This is a genomic window from Mesorhizobium sp. M0184 (genome assembly GCF_040322215.1).
Classification (GTDB): Bacteria; Pseudomonadota; Alphaproteobacteria; order Rhizobiales; family Rhizobiaceae; genus Mesorhizobium.
The window spans coordinates 207,211-227,309 of sequence record NZ_JAMYSZ010000008.1 but is presented as its reverse complement, the minus strand read 5'-3'; the positions used below and the strand labels follow the sequence as shown (position 1 = coordinate 227,309).

Genomic DNA, 20,099 nt, shown 5'->3' with positions numbered 1-20,099 from the left:
GACCCAGAACACGATCCGCCATCCCGAATCTCCCTGCTTCGACCATCATCACAGAATCACCAATCGGCTTCTATGCAAAGGTCTCCCTATGGGAGAAGGTGGATCGGCGCGAAGCGCCGAGACGGTTGAGGGGTACTGGACGGAATGAGACGTTGGTGTTTCCTGGAACACCCCTCATCCGTCGCCTTCGGCTTCTCCCACAAGGGGAGAAGGGAAGGGGCACATCAAGCCGCTCTGTCGCGGACCTGATAATCCTTGACCGCGGTGAAGCGGATAGCCTTCCAGCGCTCGGCCTCGTAGTTGAGCGAGAAGGCGTGCTGGGCGAGGAACACCGGATCATTGTCGAGATCGCGCGCGATGTCGCCGCGATGCGCCTCGATGAAGCGCTGGAGCTCGGCCTTGTGGTCGGCCGATATCCAGCGGCAGACGGAAAAGCGCGACATCTCGAAATCGACCGGCAGTGTGTATTCGAAGTTTAGCCGCTCCTTCAAGACGTCGAGCTGCAGGGCGCCGACGACGCCGACGATGGCTGGCGAGCCGTCCTCCGGCGAGAACAATTGCACGACGCCTTCCTCGGCCATCTGGTGCAGCGCTTCCTTGAGCTTCTTGGCTTTCATGGCATCGCCGAGGCGAACGCGGCGCAGGATTTCAGGCGCGAAATTCGGCACGCCGCGAAACAGGATCTCCTCGCCTTCGGTCAGCGTGTCGCCGATGCGCAGCGTGCCGTGGTTGGGGATGCCGACGACATCGCCGGCGAACGCCTCGTCGGCCGTGACGCGGGTGCGGGCGAAGAAGAATTGCGGTGCCGACAGGCTCATCGGTTTTCCTGTGCGCACCAGCTTGGCCTTCATGCCGCGCTCGAGCTTGCCGGAGCAGACGCGGACGAAAGCGATGCGGTCGCGATGGTTGGGGTCCATATTGGCCTGGATCTTGAAGACGAAGGAGGTCATCTTGTCCTCGGTCGCCTCGACCTTGCGGCTGTCGGCCTCCTGCGCGCGCGGCGGCGGCCCGTAGGCGCCGAGCGCCTCGATCAGGTCGCGCACGCCGTAATTGCGCAGCGCCGAACCGAAATAGACCGGCGTCAAATGGCCCTCGCGGAAGGCATCGAGGTCGAGCGGGCGACAGGCCTCGCGCGCCAACTCCAGCTCCTCGATGAAGGCCTCCCGCTCGTTCTCCGGCAACAGGCCGGCGACGCGGTTGGAATCGGGTCCATTGACCGGCGTGCGCTCCTTTTCGGCGTCGCCCTTGCGCACCGCGTTCAGCGCCAGATGGTAGGTCCCGGAAAAGGTCTTGCCGCGGCCGATCGGCCAGGTGATCGGCGCTGTATCCAGTGCCAGCTTCTGCTCGATCTCATCGAGGATGTCGAATGGGTCTCGGCTTTCGCGGTCCATTTTGTTGACGAAGGTGATGATCGGGATGTCGCGCAGCCGGCAGACCTCGAACAGTTTCAGCGTGCGCGGCTCGATGCCCTTGGCGGCGTCGATCACCATGACCGCGCTGTCGACCGCCGACAGCGTGCGATAGGTGTCGTCGGCGAAATCCTCGTGGCCGGGCGTGTCGAGCAGGTTGAAGACGGTGTCCTCGTATTCGAAGGTCATCACCGAGGTGACCACCGAAATGCCGCGCTCGCGTTCGATCTTCATCCAGTCCGAGCGGGTCTGGATGCGGTCCTTCTTGGCCTTGACCTCGCCGGCAAGCTGGATGGCGCCGCCGAACAAAAGCAGTTTTTCGGTGAGCGTCGTCTTGCCGGCGTCGGGGTGGGCAATGATCGCGAAAGTGCGGCGGCGCGATACCGCTTGTTCGATGTCTTCAGCCAATTTCATGGAATCCTGTCTGTGGCGCGGGCTTCTAGCAGCGCTTTTCCGGCCTGTCGAACGGAAACACCGCTGATACCCCGGCAGCAGGTTCAGTCTCTGACGATAGCCGCCTGCGTGACCGAGCCAGCGTCATCCAGGCGCATAACCAGCCATTCAGAGTCGATCGAAAAAAATCCTCTTTCCGAACCAAGAATATAAACCAGACTCCAGTCCTCGAAATAGTCCGTCTTCGGCGGCTCGCCGAGCATGGCAACAACTTCTGCCCGCGATTTCCCAACCAACGCCCCGGTCAGCACCAAACCGTCAGCAATGCGATGACGCTTATGCAAAGGATCCAGCCAGTTGTCGTCCTGCCACCAAGATCGAACGATCGGCAGCGGGCCGAAGAAGACGGCATAGACAATGGCGGCTCCGGCTGCAGCAAAAACCAGCCCTTTTATCCAGCGGCGCAAATGACCCTCATGTGATTGAGCTGAACGTTTCCAGTGAGGCGATCGTCATCGACCCGCTTCGAGAGCGGTCCCGGCAACGCTCTTGGCAAGTCTGTAGCATGGTGGCAATGAAGGCAAGAAGTCCTGGGCGTTTGAAGGTACACGGCCGCGAGCAAGAACGTCATCGTCATTGGATACGGCATCATTGGCGCCTCCATCGCTTGGCACCGGCAGAGCTAAGCTGTCGACCTCTCCGCCGGCCGCGGCCGCCGGGTCACGTCCCAACGTCAGGCCGCATGGCTCTCGAACGCTATCTCGGGAATCCACTCGGCAATGGCGGCGCCGATCCTGTCGGCATGATCCTCCTGCAGATAATGCGCGCCGGGTCCGAGATCGATCAGGCGGCAATTCTTCAGGCTCGCCGCGAATTCCCGTGCCGCCTGCGGCGAGACGAGGGCCCCCGGATCGCCTGAGAAAAGCAGCTTCGGGTAGGAGGAGAGCCGGAGCGCCCGATGGTCGTGCTCGCTGATGGCACCGACATCGGCGGGCTGGCCTTCAATCGGCAGGTCGCGCGGCAGCCGCAGGATCGGCTTGCGCGATTGCGGCGTCGGGAACGGTGCCCGGTAGGAGGCCATTTCCTCATCGCTCATCGTGCGCAGCACCGCAGCCGGCAGCACCTTTTCGACGAAGACGTTGTCTTCCAGGACAAGCTTCTCACCGACGCCAGGCGTGCGCATTGCCTTGAACAATTCGCGCGCCTGCGGACGCTGGTGAAAATCGTCCCAACTCTCGAAGGGGCGGATGAATTCCATGAAGGCGAGGCCGAGGATCCGCTGCGGCCGCCGGGCCGCGAGATGGAAGGCGAGCGCGGTGCCCCAGTCCTGCGCGACGACCACCACGTCGGTGATGCCAAGCGTCTCGATGAAGGCGTCGAGATAGCGGACGTGGTCGAAGAAGCGATAGTCGATGTCCGGCTTGCCGGATTGGCCATAGCCGATCAGGTCGGGCGCAATGCAGCGGCCGAACGGCGCCACATGCGGGATGATGTCGCGCCAGATGTAGGACGACGTCGGGTTGCCGTGCAGGAAGAGTACCGTCGGGCCAGCCGTGCCTGCCTCGACATAGGAGATGGTGGAATCGAGCACCGCGACTTGCGAGCGCGGCACCGTTGTGCGGGATTGCTGCTTTTCGAGTTTCGGGTTCATCGGATCAGCTCCTTTTTGCGAAGACTGTTTTGAAGACGATATTCTTGAAACGCTCGAGCGGTTCGGGACTGCGCTCCACCTTCATGCGCAGCATCGCGCCTTGCCAGGAACTCAACAGGAAATCGGCGAGGTCCTCGGCATCGAACGCGTCGGTGATGTCGCCAGCCGCCTGGCCCTCGGCGATGCATTCGGCAAAGGGCTTACGCCAGCGTTCGAAAATGGCGACGAGTTGCAGCCTCAGCGCCTCGCTGTGAGCCGCCGTCTCGAGGCTGAGATTGCCGATCATGCAGCCCCGTGCCCAATCATGCGCCTCCAGCTTCGACGTGATGATTTCGAGATAGCGGCGCAAGCGCCCGACCGGGGGCGTGCCGTCCCGAGCAAGGGCCTGCTCCGCCAAACCGCTCACATAGGCGAAATAGCGGTCCAGCACCTCGCCGGTGAACGCCTCCTTGGAGACAAAATGATTGGTGAAGGACCCCGGGCGGGCATCGGCCGCGGCGACGATGTCGCGTACGCCGGCGGACGAATAGCCGGAATTCCAGATGGTTTTGAAACCGGCGTCGAGAAGTTTTTCGCGAAGTGAATGTCTAGCCATGCCGGTATAATACGTACGTACGTATTAAAGTCAAGAAGCATATTTTATACCGCGCGCTCTTGGCAGAACCCACGGGCAATGGCATCGCAGTGGTGGCGTCGGAACGAGGAGTGGAGCATGACAGCGGCGAAAGAAGTGATTGTCATCGGCGCCGGCATCATCGGCGCCTCCATCGCCTGGCACCTGACCAGGGCCGGAGCAAAGGTGACGGTCATTGCCGGCTGCGGCGTCGGCGGCGTCGCGACACCGAATTCCTTTGCCTGGATCAATGCCAGCTGGGGTAATCCGCAGCCTTACTTCCGACTACGGACTCGATCGATGGCCGAATGGACGCGATTGGCGAACGAGGTGCCCGGCATCCCGTTGCAATGGTGCGGTGGCTTATGCTGGGACCTGCCACGTCCCGAACTTGAGGCCTATGCGGCCGAGCACTCCGCATGGGGCTACGGCATCGAGCGTGTCGACCGTGCCGGAGCGGCGCGCATCGAGCCAAATCTGACCGAGCTTCCCGATTTCGCCCTTTATGTCGCCGAGGAAGGCGTTGCCGAGCCGGTCGCCGCCACGCAAGCACTGCTGGCCGACGCCGAACGGCGCGGCGCGCGAATTGTAGCCGGGACGACCGTCACCGCTCTGGTGCAAGCCAACGGCAGGATTGCCGGCGTCGATACATCCGGCGGGCGGATTGCTGCCGACGAGGTGGTGATCGCGGCCGGAGCCGGCTCTCCGGCACTAGCGGCAACAGCCGGGATAGAACTGCCGATCGAGACGCCACCCGGCCTGATCGTGCATTCGCACCCCTACGAAAAGCTGCTCAACGGCCTGGTGATCGGCGACCGCCTGCATATGCGCCAGACGGCGGAAGGCCGCATCATCGCCGGCTCGGATTTCGGCGGCGCCGATCCCGGCATGGATGCTGCGGCCACCGCCGGCGACCTGTTTGCGGCGATGAAGGCGATGCTGCGCGGCGCGGATGAGCTGGAACTCGATTTCCACACCATTGGCTACCGGCCGACGCCGGTCGATGGCTTTCCGATCATTGGCCGCGCCGAAGGCACGAGCGGCGTCTACGTCGCGGTCATGCATTCCGGCATCACGCTGGCACCGGCCGTCAGCCTGTTCGCCGCCCGCGAAATCCTCGACGGCGAGCGCGATCCGCTGCTTGATCCCTACGGGCTGGCGCGGTTTACTCAATAACCGGGCGGGCGGCGAAAGCCGCCGGATAGCGGCTCGATTGCCCTGGCGATCCCGAGCAGGCGCGACTCCGACCAGCGTTTGCCAACAATCTGTAGTCCGATGGGCAGGCCGTCGCGATCCTGCCCGCAGGGCAGCGACAGGGCGGGATGGCCGCTGTAGTTGAACACCGCGCCATAGGCCGGCAGCACCCAGTAGCTTTGCTCGCTACCGTCGACCTCGATCGGCGTTCCCGGCTCGCAATGCGGAAAGGCCGTGGTCATGGCGACCGGGCACAGCAAGGCGTCGCAGCCGTCGAAGAACCGTTCCCATGCCAGGATGGAGCGGTCGCGGCGGGCGAGCACCTCGAACCAGCGCGAGACCGGCGTCGGCTTCTCCGGTGGTTCGGGCTGCGTCGCCTCCAGCATCATGCCGATCAGCGCACCGCCTTGTGCTAGGTCGTCGTGCAGGTCGAACTCCGGCAACTTAGCTTCCTCGACGATGGCGCCCGCGGCCTGAAGCTCTTTTGCCAGACTTTCGACCGCCGCGCTGATCTCGCCGGCCACCGGAAAGCCCGGAAAGGACGGCGCGACGGCAATCCGCAAATTTCTGAGATCCAGCTCCGGCATGGTTTCGACCGGTACCGGCGCAAGGTCGGTATCGCTTCCATCCGGCCCGGCAATGAGGCCGTAGATCAGTGCCAGGTCCTCGACGCTGCGCGCCATCGGTCCGAGGCAGGAGATCAGCCTCACGCTGCGCGGCGCCCCGCCTGGATCGGGGAAGGCGCCGGCGAGCGAGACGCGGTGCTCGGTCGGCTTGAGGCCGTAGACGCCGCAAAAGGCAGCCGGCAGCCGGATCGAATCCTGCATGTCGGTGCCGACCTCGAACGGCGTCATTCCGGTGCCGAGCGCCGCCGCCGCACCGCCACTGGAGCCGCCGGCGGTGCGCTGGAGATTCCAGGGATTGCCGGTGCGGCCAAACAGCGGATTGCTCGACTGCCAGTCACCGAGCATTGTCGCCACGTTCGTCTTGCCCACCAGTATGCCGCCTGCCGCCTTCAGCCGGGCAACGACCGGACTGTCTGCCCTCGGGGCATAGTCGGCGAAAGCCGGGAAGCCGACAGTGGTTCTCATGCCCGCTGTTTCGTGCGTGTCCTTCAGTGTGAACGGCACGCCGTGTAGCGGCCCAAGGGCCTCGCCGCGCGCCTGGGCTTCGTCGGCCTTGCCAGCGCGTTGCCGCGCACCGTCCCGATCGAGGGTTACGACTGCGTTGACCGCCTCATTGTGCCTGTCAATTTGCGTCAGATGCGCGTCCAGCGCTTCCACAGCGGAAATCTTGCGGTCGCGAATGGCGGCAGCCAGTTCTGTCGTCGGGGAAAAGACGATATCCATCGTGGATGCTCCGGGCTATCGCGCCGCGCTCCTCAAAATGGCGGATTGCGGCGCGGCTTCAAGCCTGGCTCGACATTTCGACGATGGCGGCGCTTGATCGGGATTGCGCTGCCGGGATCCGTTGAGCGTTGGCGCCGTCCAGCGGCCTCGCCGCGCTCGGTACCTCTACGGCCTACCGTCCTCTGTTATGCGTCCGCTCATAGAGCTCACGGATGATGCCGCTTGCCGTGGTCTCGAACAGAAACGGCAAGAAAGCATGAATGAGCGCGGCAAAGGCCGCCATGAACAATCTCGACGAGAACCATGCGGCGAAAGCCATATGGCCGAAATAGCTCTCGCCGACCGTGGCCGGATGAGAGGTGAAAAGTCTTGCGAGCCGTGCCGTCATGTCGATCCCTCCTGCCGGCATGAAGAGCCGGCGATGAGTATACTGGCATGGGTGTTCGGTTCATCGGTCTCAAATTGTCCTTGTGAAAGGCTGAATTTTGGGACAAACATCCCACATGGCGCCGGAAATCGACGAAATAGACCGGAGATTGCTGGCCGAGCTGCAACGCGACGGCACGCTGTCCGTCGACCAGCTCTCGGCAAGAATATCGCTGTCGCGCAATGCTTGCTGGCGCCGGGTCAAGCGGCTGGAGGAAGACGGCGTCATCACCGGCCGGGTGGCGCTGGTCGACGCCGACAAGCTTGGGCTCGGCCTTTCGGTGTTCATCCTGATCCGCACCTCCAACCACGATCCGGACTGGCTGCAAAGATTCCGAGCGGCGGTGACCGGCTTTGCCGAGATCACCGGCGCTTACCGCATGTCCGGCGATCTCGACTATGTCCTGCGCGCCCGCGTCGCCGATGTGAAGGCCTATGACCGGCTCTATCAACGGCTGATCGCCAAGGTGGCACTATCGGACGTTTCGGCCTCCTTCGTCATGGAGGAGATCAAGGAGACCACGGTCGTTCCGATGGAACTGCGCTGAAGCGGAACTGTGCTGAAAGAAAGCCGTTGATAGCATTGCCGCCGAGTTGACTGAACCGGCGTTCGCGACGATAGGATCAGCCTCATGCGCGCAGCACTTTATCCCACCTCCGTCATCGGTCCGGCTGTCGGCTTCGTCAGGCTGCCGCATGGCGAGGGATTGCCGCTTCCTGCCTATGAGAGCTCGGGCGCCGCCGGCATGGACCTGCGCGCCGCCGTCCCGGACGACAGGCCGCTCTTGATTCTGCCGGGAAAGCGCGCGCTGGTGCCGACCGGGCTGATCCTGGAAATTCCGGAGGGCGTCGAGGGCCAGGTCCGGCCGCGTTCCGGCCTCGCCTTCAAGCACGGGCTCACCTGCCTCAACACGCCGGGCACCATCGACAGCGACTATCGCGGCGAGGTCAAGGTGCTGCTGATCAATCTCGGCGACGAGGATTTCGCGGTGACGCGCGGCATGCGGATCGCCCAGATCGTCTTCGCCCCGGTGACGCAGGCGACCGTCGAGGAGCGCACATTGGCTGGCGGCACAACGCGCGGCTCGGGCGGCTTCGGATCGACCGGCACGGCCTGATGAAAATACCCAAGCTCGTCATCTTCGATTGCGACGGGGTTCTGGTCGACACCGAGAACTTGGCCAATCGGCGCCTCGCCGAGTGGCTGACCGCGGCCGGCTTTCCGGCCAGCTTCGAATATTGCCGCAAGAATTTCTCCGGCCGCAGCATGGTCTCGGTGCAGAAGGAAGTCGAGGCGACCGGCGTCAGCCTCGGCGCCGATTTCGTCGAGCGTTGGAACGCCGGCCTGCCGGACCTGTTCGCGCATGGCGTCGAGGCCATCCCCTACGTTCGCGAGTTCATCGAAACCGTGCACGCCGCCGGCATCGCCACCTGTGTCGCCTCGTCGGCACGGGTGTCCAAAATGCACATCACGCTCGGCCAGACCGGACTGCTGCCGCTGTTCGAGCATGCGCTGTTCAGCTCGACCATGGTCGCGCACGGCAAGCCGTTCCCCGACCTCTTCCTGCATGCGGCAGCGACGATGGGCTTCGCGCCCGCCGACTGCATCGTCATTGAGGACAGCGTCGCCGGCACGGCAGCCGGCATCGCCGCTGGCATGCGCGTCTATTCCTACCACGGCGACCCGCTTTCCGACCGCGACGGGCTGATCGAAGCCGGCGGCATCCTGTTCGACGACATGCGTAAACTGGCCGGGCTGGTGCCAATCCACTGATCGCCTTTGCGCAAGCTGCATGCGCGCCCGATCTCAGACCGGGCGCGGCGCCCCAAGTAGTCGGTCGACCGTGTCGCGTATGAGACTGCGCAGATTGGCCGGCCTGTCGAGATGACTGACGACAAGCAGGCCGTCGGCCGCCACTGTTAGCGCGTCTGCGGTGCGGTCCGGATCGGGATTTGCGTCAGCGATCAGCAGATCCCTGAGGATGCCCCACTTCCAGTGACGATGCTTATCGATTGCCTGGCGAACCGGGCTCCTCGCGTCGGGGTATTCGGCAGCGGCGTTCTGGAACGGGCAGCCGCGGTAGCCCGGCTGATCCGCCGCGTCGGCAATAAGATCGAATACCGCAAGGATCATCAGGCGAGGTGGCCGCCGGCCAAGGCTCGCGATTGCCGCCCGTCCTCCCTTGCTGAGCTCCTCGATATAGGCGCGGACGAGATCGTCCTTGGCCGCGAAGTGATGATAGAACGTCGCCTTCGCAACGCCGGCCTCGGCGATGATGCGGTCGATGCCGACGGCACGGACCCCCTCCAGAGAAAACAGCGCGGTCGCCGTATCGAGGATGCGGCGGCGCGCAAGACTTTCGGGACGATCGTTGATTCGGGCTGCGGACATGCCTTGACCGTATAGCAGACAGGTCTGTATACATCCATATGTAGACAGACAGGTCTACCTGTTAACGAAGGGAAGGCGAAACATGGCTTCGATAGTCAGGGAAATCATCGTAGACGCTTCACCGGAAAGCGTATGGGCGACGGTGGGCGACTTCGCCGGCGGCGCGCAGCGGATAGCCCCAGGCGTTTTCATCGACTGCTGGGTGGATGAGGACGACGTGCGGGCCCTTACTTTCGCCGACGGCAAGATCGTGCGAGAGCGGCTCATCGCCCGCGACGAGCAGAGCCGGCGGATCGTGTGGGGATGGCTCGGCGATGAGGTCACCCACGATAATACCTCCATGCAGGTCTTTGCCGAGGGCGAGGGCCGGAGCCGCCTGGTCTGGATCCACGACACTCTGCCCGACGAGCTCGGCGCGTGGCTCGCAGTCGCCATGGATCAGCTGGTGCCGGTTTTCCAGCAGACTCTGGCGAGCCAAGCCAAACCAACATAGTGACGCAACGCCAGGGGTTTCCTCTTGGCCGCAAAATGCTTTAGCTTGCGCGCGCCCGACATAACGAGCGCGCGCATGACCTTCTCCCTGCTTCGTTTCATCTTTGCCTGCCTGCTGCTGCCCTGTCTTTGGACGACGGCCGGCGCGGAGGCCGTCAGCTTCCCGGAGCTCGGCAGCGCCGTCCCCGGCCACGGCGATGTCACCTATCTCGATCTCGCCAGGATGGTCATTCCCGATCTGGCCGCGGACAAGGATGGCTTTTTCCGGGGTTCGATTCCGATCGAGATGCGCCACATCGCTGGACCGGACTACGACGGCTCGCCGCCGGCGACCTCGGGTCTTTCCAGCGGCGACGTGCTCGACATCAAGGCCGGCGGCAAGGACCGGCTGGCGATGCTGCTCGACCTCGGCGACTCGCCTGACAGCGCCGAGGGTTATGCCGTGCTGGCACTCTACGACATCACCGGCAAGCCGGCCTTGCTCGACGCGGTCAACGTTGCCGTCGACCGCAGCACCTACTTTCGCGATCCGGGCAAGCTGTCGATCGGGCCCGGCGATGACGTCATCATCACCACGAGCACGCATTTCAATTCGAGCCAGGGCTATGTGATCGCGCCGCTGGTCATGGTCCGCAACGACAGGTTCGAGCTGATCGACATGATCTGTGCGTTCGACGAAAACCTCTGCACCAACCGAAGGACGCAGAATGCGGCCTTCCAGGCGATTGCCGACGGCCAGCCCTATGCAGCCATCAAGGTTACGGTGACCGACGCGACAGTGCCGGGCGATGAAAGCTGCGACGGCCAGCCGCCGCCAGAGGCGTCTTCGCGCGACATTTCCGTCACCTATCATTGGGACAAAAACGCTTCGCGTTACGTCAAGGATTCCGATGCGCTGGACCGATTGGCAGGAGAGAACGCCAAACGCTTCTGAGCCAACCGCATTTGTTTGCCCGGCGCGTTCCGCCGGGCTAGAATTTCCTTCATAGTCCGCACCGGAGGGGAGCATCCATGGATAAGGGCAAGATTTTTCGCGACCTGCATACATCGATCTTCGTCATGGCCAATTCATGGGACGTCGGCACGACCAAGCTCTTGGCCTCATTCGGCTTCAAGGCGCTGGCCACGACCAGCGCCGGCTTTGCCTTTTCGCGCGGCCTGCCCGACGGCGCGGTGACGTTCGAGGCGATGATCCATCATTGCCGTGAAGTGTCAGCGGCGACCGGGCTGCCGGTTTCGGCCGATCTCGAAAAGGGCAAGGGCGACAGCGCGACAAGTGCCGGCGAGACCATCTTCGCCGCCGAGGCGGCTGGCCTCGCCGGCTGCTCGATCGAGGACCATACCGGCGAGCCCGCCAAGCCGATCTATGATTTTTCGCATGCCGTCGATCGCGTCGCGGCGGCGGCGGAAGCGGCACGGGCACTGAAACGCGATTTCGTCTTCACCGCGCGGGCCGAGAATTTCCTGTGGGGCAAGCCCGACCTCGACGACACGATCAAGCGGCTGCAGGCCTTCGAGAAAGCCGGTGCCGACGTGCTCTATGCACCGGGCCTGGGCGACATCGAGATGGTGCGAACCGTCTGCTCGGCGCTGACCAAGCCCGTGAACGTCATGGCCAGGCCCGGCTTCACCATCGCCGATCTTGCCATGGCGGGGGTGAAGCGCATCTCGCTCGGCCCATGGCTGACCAATTTCGCCTTCGGCATGCTGGAGACCGCGGCGCGCGAGATCCAGCAGGATGGCACCTTCGGCTTCACCCGCGCCGCCATGCCGTTCGGCAAGCTGCAGGCGCTGTTTGCCAAATCTTCCGCCTAGACGGGGCCCGGCGAATGACGCTCACCGTCGTCGACATGCACACCGGCGGCGAGCCGCTGCGGATCGTCACCGGCGGCTACCCCGACATTCCCAAGGGCACGATCCTCGAAAAGCGTGCCTATGTGCGCGACCATCTCGATCATCTCAGAAAGATCCTGATGTTCGAGCCGCGCGGACATTACGACATGTATGGCGCGCTGCTGGTGGAGCCCGACCTGCCGGGCGCCGACCTCGCGGTGCTGTTCATGCACAATGAGGGCTATTCGACGATGTGCGGCCACGCCATCGTCGCGCTCGGCCGCTACTCCGTCGACGAGCGGCTGGTGGCGCCACGCGAGCCGATGACGACCGTCAGTATCGAGGCGCCATGCGGGCTGATTTCGGCTGCGGTCGAGGTAAAGGATGGCAAGGCCGGCGCGGTGTCCTTCGAAAGCGTGCCGGCGTTTCTGTTCGCCGGCGACCAGCGGATCGAGCTGCCGGGCTATGGTCCGGTCGGCTTCGACATCGCCTATGGCGGGGCCTTCTATGCACTGGCCGACTGCCGCCAGTTCGGGCTGGAATTCGGCAGGAACCGCGTCCGCGATTTCGTCGATGCAGCGACCGCGCTGACTGATAAGCTGAAGGCCGAATTGCCGCTGTCGCATCCCGACCATGCCGATCTCGCCTTTCTCTACGGCACCATCCTGACCGACGGACAGGATGCGTTCTCCGATACGCCGACCAAAAACATCTGCGTTTTCGCCGAGGCCGAGGTCGACCGTTCGCCGACCGGCTCCGGCGTCACCGCGCGGCTGGCGGCCATGCACGCCAAGGGCCAGATCGAGATTGGCCGAACGCGGCTGTTCGAGAGCATCGCCGGCTCGCGCTTTTCCGGCGCCGTCGTACGCACGGCCACAGCCGGGCCGCATGACGCCATCATCGCCCGCGTCGGCGGCCGCGCCTATTACTCAGGGCGGGCCGAATTCATCGTCGAGGACGATGATGAACTGGGGCGCGGCTTTCTGCTGCGCTAGCTCCCTTCCCGTGCCGAGATCGCCTTGTGCAGATGCACCATCATGGCGGCGGCGAACAGCGGCGTCAGAAGGTTGAGCAGCGGCACGGCGAGGAAAGCGGCGACCACCAGCCCGGCCAGGAACACGGTGATGGAGTGCTTTCTGCGCAGCGCCTTGGCCTCGGCCTCCGGGCGAAAGCGCATGGCGGCGAACTCGAAGAACTCGCGCCCGAGCAGATAGCCGTTGACGACGAAGAAGGCGGCAATGTTGATGCCCGGCACCAAGAGCAGCAGCAGGGCGACGATGTTGCCGAGGATGACGACGCCGAAAAACCGGATCGCCAGCACCAGCGAGCGCAACGCCGGCACGGCGCGGCCGGGCGGGTCGTTTGGATAATCGGTGCGCTCGACCACTTCGGCGACGTCGTCGAGGAACAGGCCGGCGATGATCGCCGTCACCGGCGCGATGAGAAGCGCCAAGCCCAGCGCAAGGCCGACGCCGGCGACGACGGCGCCCAGCCACCCGGCCCAGGAGGGTAGGGCGGGCAGCCATGCATCGATCCACGGCCAGGCCAGCCATTCGAACAGGCTCTTGATCCCGAACCAAAGCGCCGCCAGCGCCAGCAAGGTCAGCCCCAGCGTCTTCAGGAACACGGAACGGAATTCGGGCGAGAACAGCCGGCTCAAGGCGGCACGGGCGGCGTCGAGGATCACGGCGTTTCCAATTCCATGTCAAACGAGGCCCATGGGCGATATTTCGGGATAGGCGGAGACAGGTCGCGAGACAAGCGCAAACCGCGCGATACGAAGCATGCGTTCTGCCCGGATTTATAACTCGCGGCCTAGGCAAAGCCGCATCAAACCGCTAGACCCGCCCGCGCCCGGCGTGGCAGAAAGCCGGTGGGTTTTTTGGCGGAGACATGAATTGATGCCGGACTATGACGTGCTTTGTATCGGAAATGCCATCGTCGACATCATCGCCCAGTGCGACGAGGCGTTCCTGGAGACCAACGGCATCATCAAGGGCGCGATGAATTTGATCGACACGAGGCGCGCCGAACTGCTCTACAGCCGCATGGGCCCGGCCATCGAAGCCTCGGGCGGCAGCGCCGGCAACACGGCGGCGGGCGTTGCCAGCTTCGGCGGCCGCGCCGCCTTCTTCGGCAAGGTCTCGAACGACGCGCTCGGCGAAATCTACGCGCACGACATCCATGCCCAGGGCGTCGCCTTCGACACCAGGCCGCTCAGCGGCGAGCCACCGACGGCGCGCTCGATGATCTTCGTCACGCCGGACGGCGAGCGCTCGATGAACACCTATCTCGGCGCCTGCGTCGAGCTCGGCCCGGAGGACGTCGAGGCCGACAAGGCGTCGGGCGCCGCCGTCACTTATTTCGAGGGCTATCTGTGGGACCCGCCGCGCGCCAAGGAAGCGATCCGGCAGACGGCGAAGCTCGCCCATGCCGCCGGGCGCGAAGTGTCGATGACATTGTCGGACTCGTTCTGCGTCGACCGCTACCGCGACGAGTTCCTCGATCTGATGCGCTCCGGCACCGTCGACATCGTCTTTGCCAACAGCCACGAGATCAAGTCGCTCTACCAGACCGCGTCATTCGACGAAGCGCTGGCCCAGATCCGCAAGGATTGCAAGATCGCCGCCGTCACCCGCTCGGAAAAGGGCTCGGTGATCGTGCGCGGCGACGAGACGGTCACCATCGAGGCCACCAGGATCCGCGAGCTGGTCGACACCACAGGCGCCGGCGACCTCTACGCCGCCGGCTTCCTCTACGGCTACACGCAAGGCCGCAGCCTGAAGCAGTGCGGCGATCTCGGCTCGCTGGCGGCCGGGCTGGTCATCCAGCAAATCGGCCCAAGGCCACGCCAGAATTTGCGCAGAGAGGCCGAGCAGGCGGGGCTGCTGTAGCGGCATCTCTTCCTTCTCCCCCTGTGGGAGAAGGTGGATCGGCGCGCAGCGCCGAGACGGTTGAGGGGTGCTGGACGGAGTGCTGCCGGTGCCAAGCTGGAACACCCCTCATCCGACCGAGCTTCGCTCGGCCACCTTCTCCCACAGGGGGAGAAGGGAGAGGCGCTGCTGCTGCCCCCGCTCGTCAAGCTCCCGCGCTATACGCCGCGATCGCCGCCATGTTGACGATGTCTGAATCCTTCGCATTCAGCGAGACGATCTGGACCGGCTTGTTCAGGCCGACCAGCAGCGGGCCGATGACGGTCGAGCCGCCGAGCTCCTGCAGCATCTTGGTCGAGATCGAGGCCGAGTGGAAGGCCGGCATGACCAGCACGTTGGCCGGGCCGGTCAGCCTGATGAACGGGTACTGCGCCATGGCACGGGCGTTGAGCGCCACGTCGGCGGCCATCTCGCCGTCATACTCGAAATCGACGCGGCGCTTGTCGAGGATGCGCACCGCTTCCTGGACGCGCTCGGAGCGCTCGCCCTGCGGATGGCCGAAGGTCGAATAGGCGAGCATGGCGAGCCTCGGCTCGTAGCCCATGCGGCGGGCGAAACCGGCGGCCTCCTCGGCGATGTCGGCGATCTCGACGGCATCCGGCATGTCGTGCACCGCGGTGTCGGCAACGAGGACGGTGCGACCGCGCGCGAGCACGATCGACACGCCGATGACGCAATGGCCGGGCCTTGCGTCGATGACGCGGCGGATGTCGTCGAGCGCCGTCGAATAGTTGCGGGTAACGCCGGTGACGATGCCGTCGGCATCGCCCAGCGCCACCATGCAGGCGGCGAAATGGTTGCGGTCGTTGTTGATCAGCCGCTGGCAATCGCGGAACAGAAAGCCTTTGCGCTGCATGCGCTCGTAGAGATAGTCGGTGTAGACCGAGTTGCGCCGCGACAGCCGCGCATTGATGATCTCGATGCCTTGCTTGCCGAGATCGATGCCGGCATTCCTGGCGTTTTCCTTGATGATGTCGTCGCGGCCGAGCAGGATGGCGGTGCCGAGCCGCTGGTTCACGTAGGAGACGGCGGCGCGCATCACCTGCTCCTCCTCGCCCTCGGCAAAGACGATGCGCTTGGGCTGGCGGCGGACGCGGTCGTAGATGCGCTGCAGCGTCGAGGCGATCGGGTCGCGGCGGGCGGAAAGCTCCTGCGCGTAGCGGTCGAGATCGAGGATCGGCTTGCGCGCGACGCCGGAGTCCATCGCCGCTTTGGCCACCGCAATCGGAATGGCCGAGATCAGGCGCGGGTCGAACGGCACCGGGATGATGTAGTTGGGGCCGAATTTCGGCCGCATGCCCTGATAGGCGGCGGCGACGTCGTCGGGCACGTCCTGGCGCGCCAGTTCGGCGAGCGCTTTGGCCGCGGCGATCTTCATGTCGTCGTTGATGGTGGTCGCCCGCACATCGAGCGCGCCGCGGAAGATGTAGGGGAAGCCAAGCACGTTGTTGACCTGGTTGGGATAGTCGGACCGTCCCGTCGCCATGATGGCGTCGGTGCGGATCTCGGCGACCTCTTCAGGCGTGATCTCGGGGTCGGGATTGGCCATGGCGAAGATGATCGGGTTCTTGGCCATGGACTGCACCATCCTGGTGGTCAGCGTGCCCTTGGCCGAGAGGCCGAGGAACACGTCGGCGCCGTCCAGCGCCTCGGCCAGCGAGCGCGCGCCGGTTTTCACGGCATGCGCCGATTTCCACTGGTTCATGCCTTCGGTGCGGCCCTGGAAGACGACGCCCTTGGTGTCGCACAGGATGATATTTTCTGGCGCAAAGCCCATCGCCTTCATCAATTCGATGCAGGCGATGCCGGCAGCACCGGCGCCGTTGCAGACCATTTTCGTGGTCTTCATGTCGCGGCCGGTGATTTCCAGCGCGTTGATCAGGCCGGCGGCCGAGATGATGGCGGTGCCGTGCTGGTCGTCATGGAAGACCGGGATGTCCATCAGCTCGCGCAGCCGCTGCTCGATGATGAAGCACTCCGGCGCCTTGATGTCCTCGAGGTTGATGCCGCCGAAGGAGGGGCCGAGAAAGCGCACACAGTTGATGAATTCGTCGGCATCCTCGGTATCGACCTCGAGGTCGATGGAATCGACATCGGCGAAGCGCTTGAACAGCACCGCCTTGCCTTCCATCACCGGCTTCGAGGCCAGCGCGCCGAGATTGCCGAGGCCGAGGATAGCGGTGCCGTTGGAGATGACGGCGACCATGTTGCCGCGAACCGTGTAGTCGAAGGCGCGGCTCGGGTCCTCGGCGATGGCCAGAACCGGAACCGCGACGCCCGGCGAATAGGCAAGGCTGAGATCGCGCTGCGTCGCCATCGGTTTTGTGGCGACGATCTCCAGCTTGCCCGGACGGCCCATGGCGTGGAATTCCAACGCCTCCTGGGGGCTGACGGAGGGCCCGTTGCTTTCGGTTTTCTTGGCCATAGTACTTTTGGTTTCCTCGCCCGTACGGCACCGCTTGAGATGGGTGCGCATGCTTTCTTTTGTGGAAGGTTCGGGATTAAGGCTACACTTCGCCGCTGTAAACCGCCAAGCATGGCTTGGAAAATTTTGGAAGCAGCTTCTTGAACGACGAGACGCCCATTCGAAGCGACAACGCCACGCCGGCCTTCGCGCCGGCGACGCCGATGATGGAGCAGTATATCGAGATCAAGGCGGCGAACCCGGATTCGCTGCTGTTCTACCGCATGGGCGATTTCTACGAGCTGTTCTTCGACGATGCCGAGAAGGCAAGCCGGGCGCTCGGCATCGTGCTGACCAAGCGCGGCAAGCATCAGGGGCTCGACATCCCGATGTGCGGCGGGCCGGGCCCCCCCCCCGACGATTATCTGCAGAAGCTGATCGGCCAGGGGTTCCGCGTCGCCGTCTGCGAGCAGATCGAGGATCCGGCCGAGGCGAAGAAGCGCGGCGGCAAATCGGTGGTGCGCCGCGACGTGGTGCGGCTGGTCACCCCAGGCACCATCACCGAGGACAAGTTGCTGGCGCCGTCGGAATCGAGTTTTCTGATGGCGCTGGGACGGGTCAAGGGCGGCAGCAGCGATACAAGAGGCGGGGAGCGCGGCAGCGCGACAGGGAACCAAGGAAGTTTCGCCCTAGCCTGGATCGAGATCTCGACCGGTGTCTTCCGCGTCGCCGAGACCACCACCGACCGGCTGCTCGCCGATGTCTTCCGCGTCGACCCGCGCGAGCTGATCGTCGCCGAGCCGGTGTTTTACGACCCGGAGCTGAAACCGGTGTTCGACGTGCTCGGCCGCGTCGCCAGCCCGCAGCCGCCGTCGCTGTTCGATTCGGCTTCGGCCGCCGGCCGCATCGCCCGCTTCTTCGAGGTGGCAACGCCGGATAGTTTCGGCACGTTTTCGCGCGCCGAGCTGTCGGCGATCTCAGGCGTCATCGCCTATGTCGAGAAGACGCAGAAAGCCGAGCGGCCGCCGCTGTCGCGGCCGCAGCGCGAGGAGCAGGGCTCGACGCTGTTCATCGACCCGGCGACGCGCGCCAATCTGGAGCTGCTGCGCACGCTGTCCGGCAGCCGCGAGGGGTCGCTGTTCAAGGCGATCGACCGCACGGTGACCGGCGGCGGTGCAAGGCTGCTCGCCGACCGGCTGATGGCGCCGCTGACCGATCCGGCGGCAATCGCTGCAAGGCTGGACTCGGTGTCGTTCTTCCGCTCCGAGACGCGTTTTTGCCAGGCGGTGCGGGCAAGCCTGAAGAGCGTCGCCGACATGCCGCGGGCGCTGTCCAGGCTGGCGCTCAACCGCGGCGGCCCGCGCGACCTCGGCGCGCTGCGCGCCGGTTTCGAAGCGGCCGGTGCCATCGCCGAACTGTTCGGCCAAACCGCATTGCCGGCCGAACTGACCGCGGCGTTGGGAGCTATCAAGGCACTGCCCAGTGATCTGGCGACGCATCTGGCACAGGCGCTCAGCGACGAGCTGCCGTTGCTCAGGCGCGACGGCGGCTTCGTCCGCGGCGGCTACCACGCCGAACTCGACGAGATGCGGGCACTGCGCGACGAGTCGCGAAAGGTGATCGCCGGGCTGGAGCGTTCGCTGATCGACGAGACCGGCATCCGCTCGCTGAAGATCAGGCACAACAATGTGCTGGGCTATTATATCGAAGTCACCGCCAACCACCATGCGCTGATGACCGGCAGCGACGGCGCCAAGGCGCGCTTCATCCATCGCCAGACCATGGCCAACGCCATGCGCTTCACCACCACGGAACTCGCCGAACTGGAAACCAAGATCGCCAACGCCGCCGACCGGGCGCTGGCGATCGAGCTTGCCGCTTTCGAGGCGCTGACGGCGGAAGTGGTCGGCCAGGCCGACACGATCCGTGCCGGCGCCGAAGCGCTCGCCGTGCTCGACGTTTCGGCCGCACTTGCCTTGCTTTCCGAGAGCGAGGCCTGGTGCCGGCCGCTGGTCGATGCGAGCCTTGCCTTCGAGATTTCGGGTGGACGTCATCCGGTGGTCGAACAGGCGCTGCGGCGTTCCGGCGAGGGCCCGTTCGTCGCCAATGATTGCGATCTGTCGCCGCAAGGCGATGCCAAGGCCGGCGCGATCTGGCTGCTGACCGGCCCCAATATGGGCGGCAAATCGACCTTCCTCAGGCAAAACGCGCTGATCGCCATCCTCGCCCAGACCGGCTCCTTCGTGCCGGCGGCATCAGCCCATATCGGCGTCGTCGACCGGCTGTTTTCGCGGGTCGGCGCCTCCGACGATCTGGCGCGCGGCCGCTCCACCTTCATGGTCGAGATGGTCGAGACGGCGGCGATCCTCAACCAGGCTGGCGAACGCGCACTGGTCATCCTCGACGAGATCGGCCGCGGCACCGCCACTTTCGACGGCCTGTCGATCGCATGGGCGGCGGTCGAATATCTGCACGAGAAAAACCGCTGCCGGGCGATCTTCGCCACGCATTTCCACGAGATGACGGCGCTGGCCGGAAAACTGCCGCGGCTCTCCAACGTCACCATGCGGGTCAAGGAATGGGAGAGCGACGTGGTCTTCCTGCACGAGGTCGGCAAGGGTGCCGCCGACCGTTCCTACGGCGTCCAGGTAGCGCGGCTGGCCGGCCTGCCGGAAGCGGTGGTCGGCCGGGCCAAGGAAGTGCTGCACCAACTCGAGGCCGGCGAGGTCTCGGGCAAGGCCAACCGTCTGGTCGACGACCTGCCGCTGTTTTCCGTGGCGGCGCAGCGGGAAGCGTCGAAGCCGGCGAAGAGTGATGGGCTGGGTTTGGCGCTAGCGGAGATCAATCCCGACGAGATGACGCCAAGGGAAGCGCTGGAGGCGCTGTACCGGCTGAAGGGGATGGCTGGGAAGTAGTGCTCGTCCGATAGCGCTCTACGGCACCCCCCTCTGTCCTGCCGGACTGTCCGGCAGGACAGAGGGGGTGTGACGGAACGCTGCTTTGGCTTGCC

General features: G+C 64.7%; 19 protein-coding genes. 10 read left to right on the top strand and 9 right to left on the bottom strand.

Annotated features, from left to right (window positions below):
- Positions 1-224 precede the first annotated feature (224 nt).
- The 4 genes from NKJ23_RS13065 to NKJ23_RS13050 form a co-directional block, all read right to left on the bottom strand.
- Entirely contained in the window at positions 225-1,823 is a 1,599-nt protein-coding gene (locus NKJ23_RS13065) for a peptide chain release factor 3 (protein ID WP_502902531.1), read from the bottom strand.
- Between the two features lie 83 nt (positions 1,824-1,906).
- Entirely contained in the window at positions 1,907-2,269 is a 363-nt protein-coding gene (locus NKJ23_RS13060) for a hypothetical protein (RefSeq protein WP_352458662.1), read from the bottom strand.
- A 266-nt stretch (positions 2,270-2,535) separates the two neighbouring features.
- Entirely contained in the window at positions 2,536-3,453 is a 918-nt protein-coding gene (locus NKJ23_RS13055; RefSeq protein ID WP_352680569.1) for a haloalkane dehalogenase, read from the bottom strand.
- Between the two features lie 4 nt (positions 3,454-3,457).
- On the bottom strand, positions 3,458-4,048 hold the full coding sequence (locus NKJ23_RS13050; protein ID WP_352680568.1) for a TetR family transcriptional regulator C-terminal domain-containing protein: 591 nt from the start codon (positions 4,046-4,048) through the stop codon (positions 3,458-3,460).
- A 117-nt stretch (positions 4,049-4,165) separates the two neighbouring features.
- On the opposite strand from NKJ23_RS13050, the gene NKJ23_RS13045 reads away from it, so the two are divergent.
- Positions 4,166-5,242: an NAD(P)/FAD-dependent oxidoreductase gene (locus NKJ23_RS13045; RefSeq protein ID WP_352680567.1), complete on the top strand. Its 1,077-nt coding sequence runs from the start codon at positions 4,166-4,168 to the stop codon at positions 5,240-5,242.
- Here NKJ23_RS13045 and NKJ23_RS13040 read toward each other — a convergent pair.
- Both NKJ23_RS13040 and NKJ23_RS13035 read right to left on the bottom strand, forming a co-directional pair.
- Positions 5,236-6,609, bottom strand: a complete 1,374-nt coding sequence (locus NKJ23_RS13040) for an amidase (RefSeq protein ID WP_352680566.1) — start codon at positions 6,607-6,609, stop codon at positions 5,236-5,238. The two genes, NKJ23_RS13045 and NKJ23_RS13040, sit on opposite strands and share 7 nt — an antisense overlap.
- A gap of 172 nt (positions 6,610-6,781) precedes the next feature.
- Positions 6,782-6,997 (bottom strand): DUF6356 family protein, encoded by a 216-nt coding sequence (locus tag NKJ23_RS13035; protein WP_023676367.1) that lies wholly within the window; start codon positions 6,995-6,997, stop codon positions 6,782-6,784.
- Positions 6,998-7,112: 115 nt separating this feature from the next.
- Here NKJ23_RS13035 and NKJ23_RS13030 point away from each other — a divergent pair, with 115 nt between their 5' ends.
- The 3 genes from NKJ23_RS13030 (at position 7,113) to NKJ23_RS13020 (ending at position 8,809) form a co-directional block, all read left to right on the top strand.
- Positions 7,113-7,583 (top strand): Lrp/AsnC family transcriptional regulator, encoded by a 471-nt coding sequence (locus NKJ23_RS13030; protein WP_023676368.1) that lies wholly within the window; start codon positions 7,113-7,115, stop codon positions 7,581-7,583.
- An 84-nt stretch (positions 7,584-7,667) separates the two neighbouring features.
- Positions 7,668-8,153: a dUTP diphosphatase gene (gene dut / locus NKJ23_RS13025; protein ID WP_023676369.1), complete on the top strand. Its 486-nt coding sequence runs from the start codon at positions 7,668-7,670 to the stop codon at positions 8,151-8,153.
- Complete coding sequence (locus NKJ23_RS13020) at positions 8,153-8,809, top strand: HAD family hydrolase (protein ID WP_023676370.1); 657 nt, start codon at positions 8,153-8,155, stop codon at positions 8,807-8,809. Before dut ends, NKJ23_RS13020 begins: the two co-directional genes overlap by 1 nt.
- A gap of 33 nt (positions 8,810-8,842) precedes the next feature.
- On the opposite strand, the gene NKJ23_RS13015 is transcribed toward NKJ23_RS13020, so the two are convergent.
- Positions 8,843-9,427: a TetR/AcrR family transcriptional regulator gene (locus NKJ23_RS13015; RefSeq protein WP_352680565.1), complete on the bottom strand. Its 585-nt coding sequence runs from the start codon at positions 9,425-9,427 to the stop codon at positions 8,843-8,845.
- Between the two features lie 82 nt (positions 9,428-9,509).
- Between NKJ23_RS13015 and NKJ23_RS13010 the strand changes: the two genes are divergently transcribed.
- The 4 genes from NKJ23_RS13010 to NKJ23_RS12995 all read left to right on the top strand — a co-directional run bounded on the left by NKJ23_RS13010 (position 9,510) and on the right by NKJ23_RS12995 (position 12,747).
- Positions 9,510-9,920: an SRPBCC family protein gene (locus NKJ23_RS13010; protein ID WP_352680564.1), complete on the top strand. Its 411-nt coding sequence runs from the start codon at positions 9,510-9,512 to the stop codon at positions 9,918-9,920.
- 75 nt (positions 9,921-9,995) lie between these two features.
- Positions 9,996-10,853 (top strand): hypothetical protein, encoded by an 858-nt coding sequence (locus NKJ23_RS13005; RefSeq protein ID WP_352680563.1) that lies wholly within the window; start codon positions 9,996-9,998, stop codon positions 10,851-10,853.
- Between the two features lie 77 nt (positions 10,854-10,930).
- On the top strand, positions 10,931-11,734 hold the full coding sequence (locus NKJ23_RS13000) for an isocitrate lyase/PEP mutase family protein (protein ID WP_023676373.1): 804 nt from the start codon (positions 10,931-10,933) through the stop codon (positions 11,732-11,734).
- 14 nt (positions 11,735-11,748) lie between these two features.
- A complete protein-coding gene (locus tag NKJ23_RS12995) occupies positions 11,749-12,747 on the top strand; it encodes a proline racemase family protein (RefSeq protein WP_023676374.1) in 999 nt (332 codons plus the stop codon).
- Here NKJ23_RS12995 and NKJ23_RS12990 read toward each other — a convergent pair.
- The gene (locus tag NKJ23_RS12990) at positions 12,744-13,439 is read right to left on the bottom strand and encodes a sulfate transporter family protein (protein WP_352680562.1); all 696 of its coding nucleotides are present in this window, start codon (positions 13,437-13,439) and stop codon (positions 12,744-12,746) included. The genes NKJ23_RS12995 and NKJ23_RS12990 overlap by 4 nt on opposite strands.
- 214 nt (positions 13,440-13,653) lie before the next feature.
- On the opposite strand from NKJ23_RS12990, the gene NKJ23_RS12985 reads away from it, so the two are divergent.
- Entirely contained in the window at positions 13,654-14,646 is a 993-nt protein-coding gene (locus NKJ23_RS12985) for an adenosine kinase (protein WP_352680561.1), read from the top strand.
- A 184-nt stretch (positions 14,647-14,830) separates the two neighbouring features.
- Here the strand turns inward: NKJ23_RS12985 and NKJ23_RS12980 are convergent, their stop codons facing one another.
- Positions 14,831-17,110 (bottom strand): NADP-dependent malic enzyme, encoded by a 2,280-nt coding sequence (locus tag NKJ23_RS12980; RefSeq protein ID WP_352680560.1) that lies wholly within the window; start codon positions 17,108-17,110, stop codon positions 14,831-14,833.
- Between the two features lie 203 nt (positions 17,111-17,313).
- Between NKJ23_RS12980 and mutS the strand changes: the two genes are divergently transcribed.
- Positions 17,314-20,004, top strand: coding sequence for a DNA mismatch repair protein MutS (gene mutS / locus NKJ23_RS12975; RefSeq protein ID WP_352680572.1), 2,691 nt, complete (start codon positions 17,314-17,316; stop codon positions 20,002-20,004).
- Positions 20,005-20,099 lie beyond the last annotated feature (95 nt).

Bases quoted from the DNA above. Each gene is read 5' to 3' on its own strand.
- NKJ23_RS13000 (WP_023676373.1), top strand. From the start codon at position 10,931: ATGGATAAGGGCAAGATTTTTCGCGACCTGCATACATCGATCTTCGTC.
- dut (WP_023676369.1), top strand. From the start codon at position 7,668: ATGCGCGCAGCACTTTATCCCACCTCCGTCATCGGTCCGGCTGTCGGC.
- NKJ23_RS13055 (WP_352680569.1), bottom strand. From the start codon at position 3,453: ATGAACCCGAAACTCGAAAAGCAGCAATCCCGCACAACGGTGCCGCGC.
- NKJ23_RS13050 (WP_352680568.1), bottom strand. From the start codon at position 4,048: ATGGCTAGACATTCACTTCGCGAAAAACTTCTCGACGCCGGTTTCAAA.
- NKJ23_RS13035 (WP_023676367.1), bottom strand. From the start codon at position 6,997: ATGACGGCACGGCTCGCAAGACTTTTCACCTCTCATCCGGCCACGGTC.
- NKJ23_RS13030 (WP_023676368.1), top strand. From the start codon at position 7,113: ATGGCGCCGGAAATCGACGAAATAGACCGGAGATTGCTGGCCGAGCTG.
- NKJ23_RS13005 (WP_352680563.1), top strand. From the start codon at position 9,996: ATGACCTTCTCCCTGCTTCGTTTCATCTTTGCCTGCCTGCTGCTGCCC.
- NKJ23_RS13040 (WP_352680566.1), bottom strand. From the start codon at position 6,609: ATGGATATCGTCTTTTCCCCGACGACAGAACTGGCTGCCGCCATTCGC.
- NKJ23_RS13015 (WP_352680565.1), bottom strand. From the start codon at position 9,427: ATGTCCGCAGCCCGAATCAACGATCGTCCCGAAAGTCTTGCGCGCCGC.
- mutS (WP_352680572.1), top strand. From the start codon at position 17,314: ATGATGGAGCAGTATATCGAGATCAAGGCGGCGAACCCGGATTCGCTG.
- NKJ23_RS12980 (WP_352680560.1), bottom strand. From the start codon at position 17,110: ATGGCCAAGAAAACCGAAAGCAACGGGCCCTCCGTCAGCCCCCAGGAG.
- NKJ23_RS12985 (WP_352680561.1), top strand. From the start codon at position 13,654: ATGCCGGACTATGACGTGCTTTGTATCGGAAATGCCATCGTCGACATC.
- NKJ23_RS13045 (WP_352680567.1), top strand. From the start codon at position 4,166: ATGACAGCGGCGAAAGAAGTGATTGTCATCGGCGCCGGCATCATCGGC.
- NKJ23_RS13020 (WP_023676370.1), top strand. From the start codon at position 8,153: ATGAAAATACCCAAGCTCGTCATCTTCGATTGCGACGGGGTTCTGGTC.
- NKJ23_RS13010 (WP_352680564.1), top strand. From the start codon at position 9,510: ATGGCTTCGATAGTCAGGGAAATCATCGTAGACGCTTCACCGGAAAGC.
- NKJ23_RS13065 (WP_502902531.1), bottom strand. From the start codon at position 1,823: ATGAAATTGGCTGAAGACATCGAACAAGCGGTATCGCGCCGCCGCACT.
- NKJ23_RS12995 (WP_023676374.1), top strand. From the start codon at position 11,749: ATGACGCTCACCGTCGTCGACATGCACACCGGCGGCGAGCCGCTGCGG.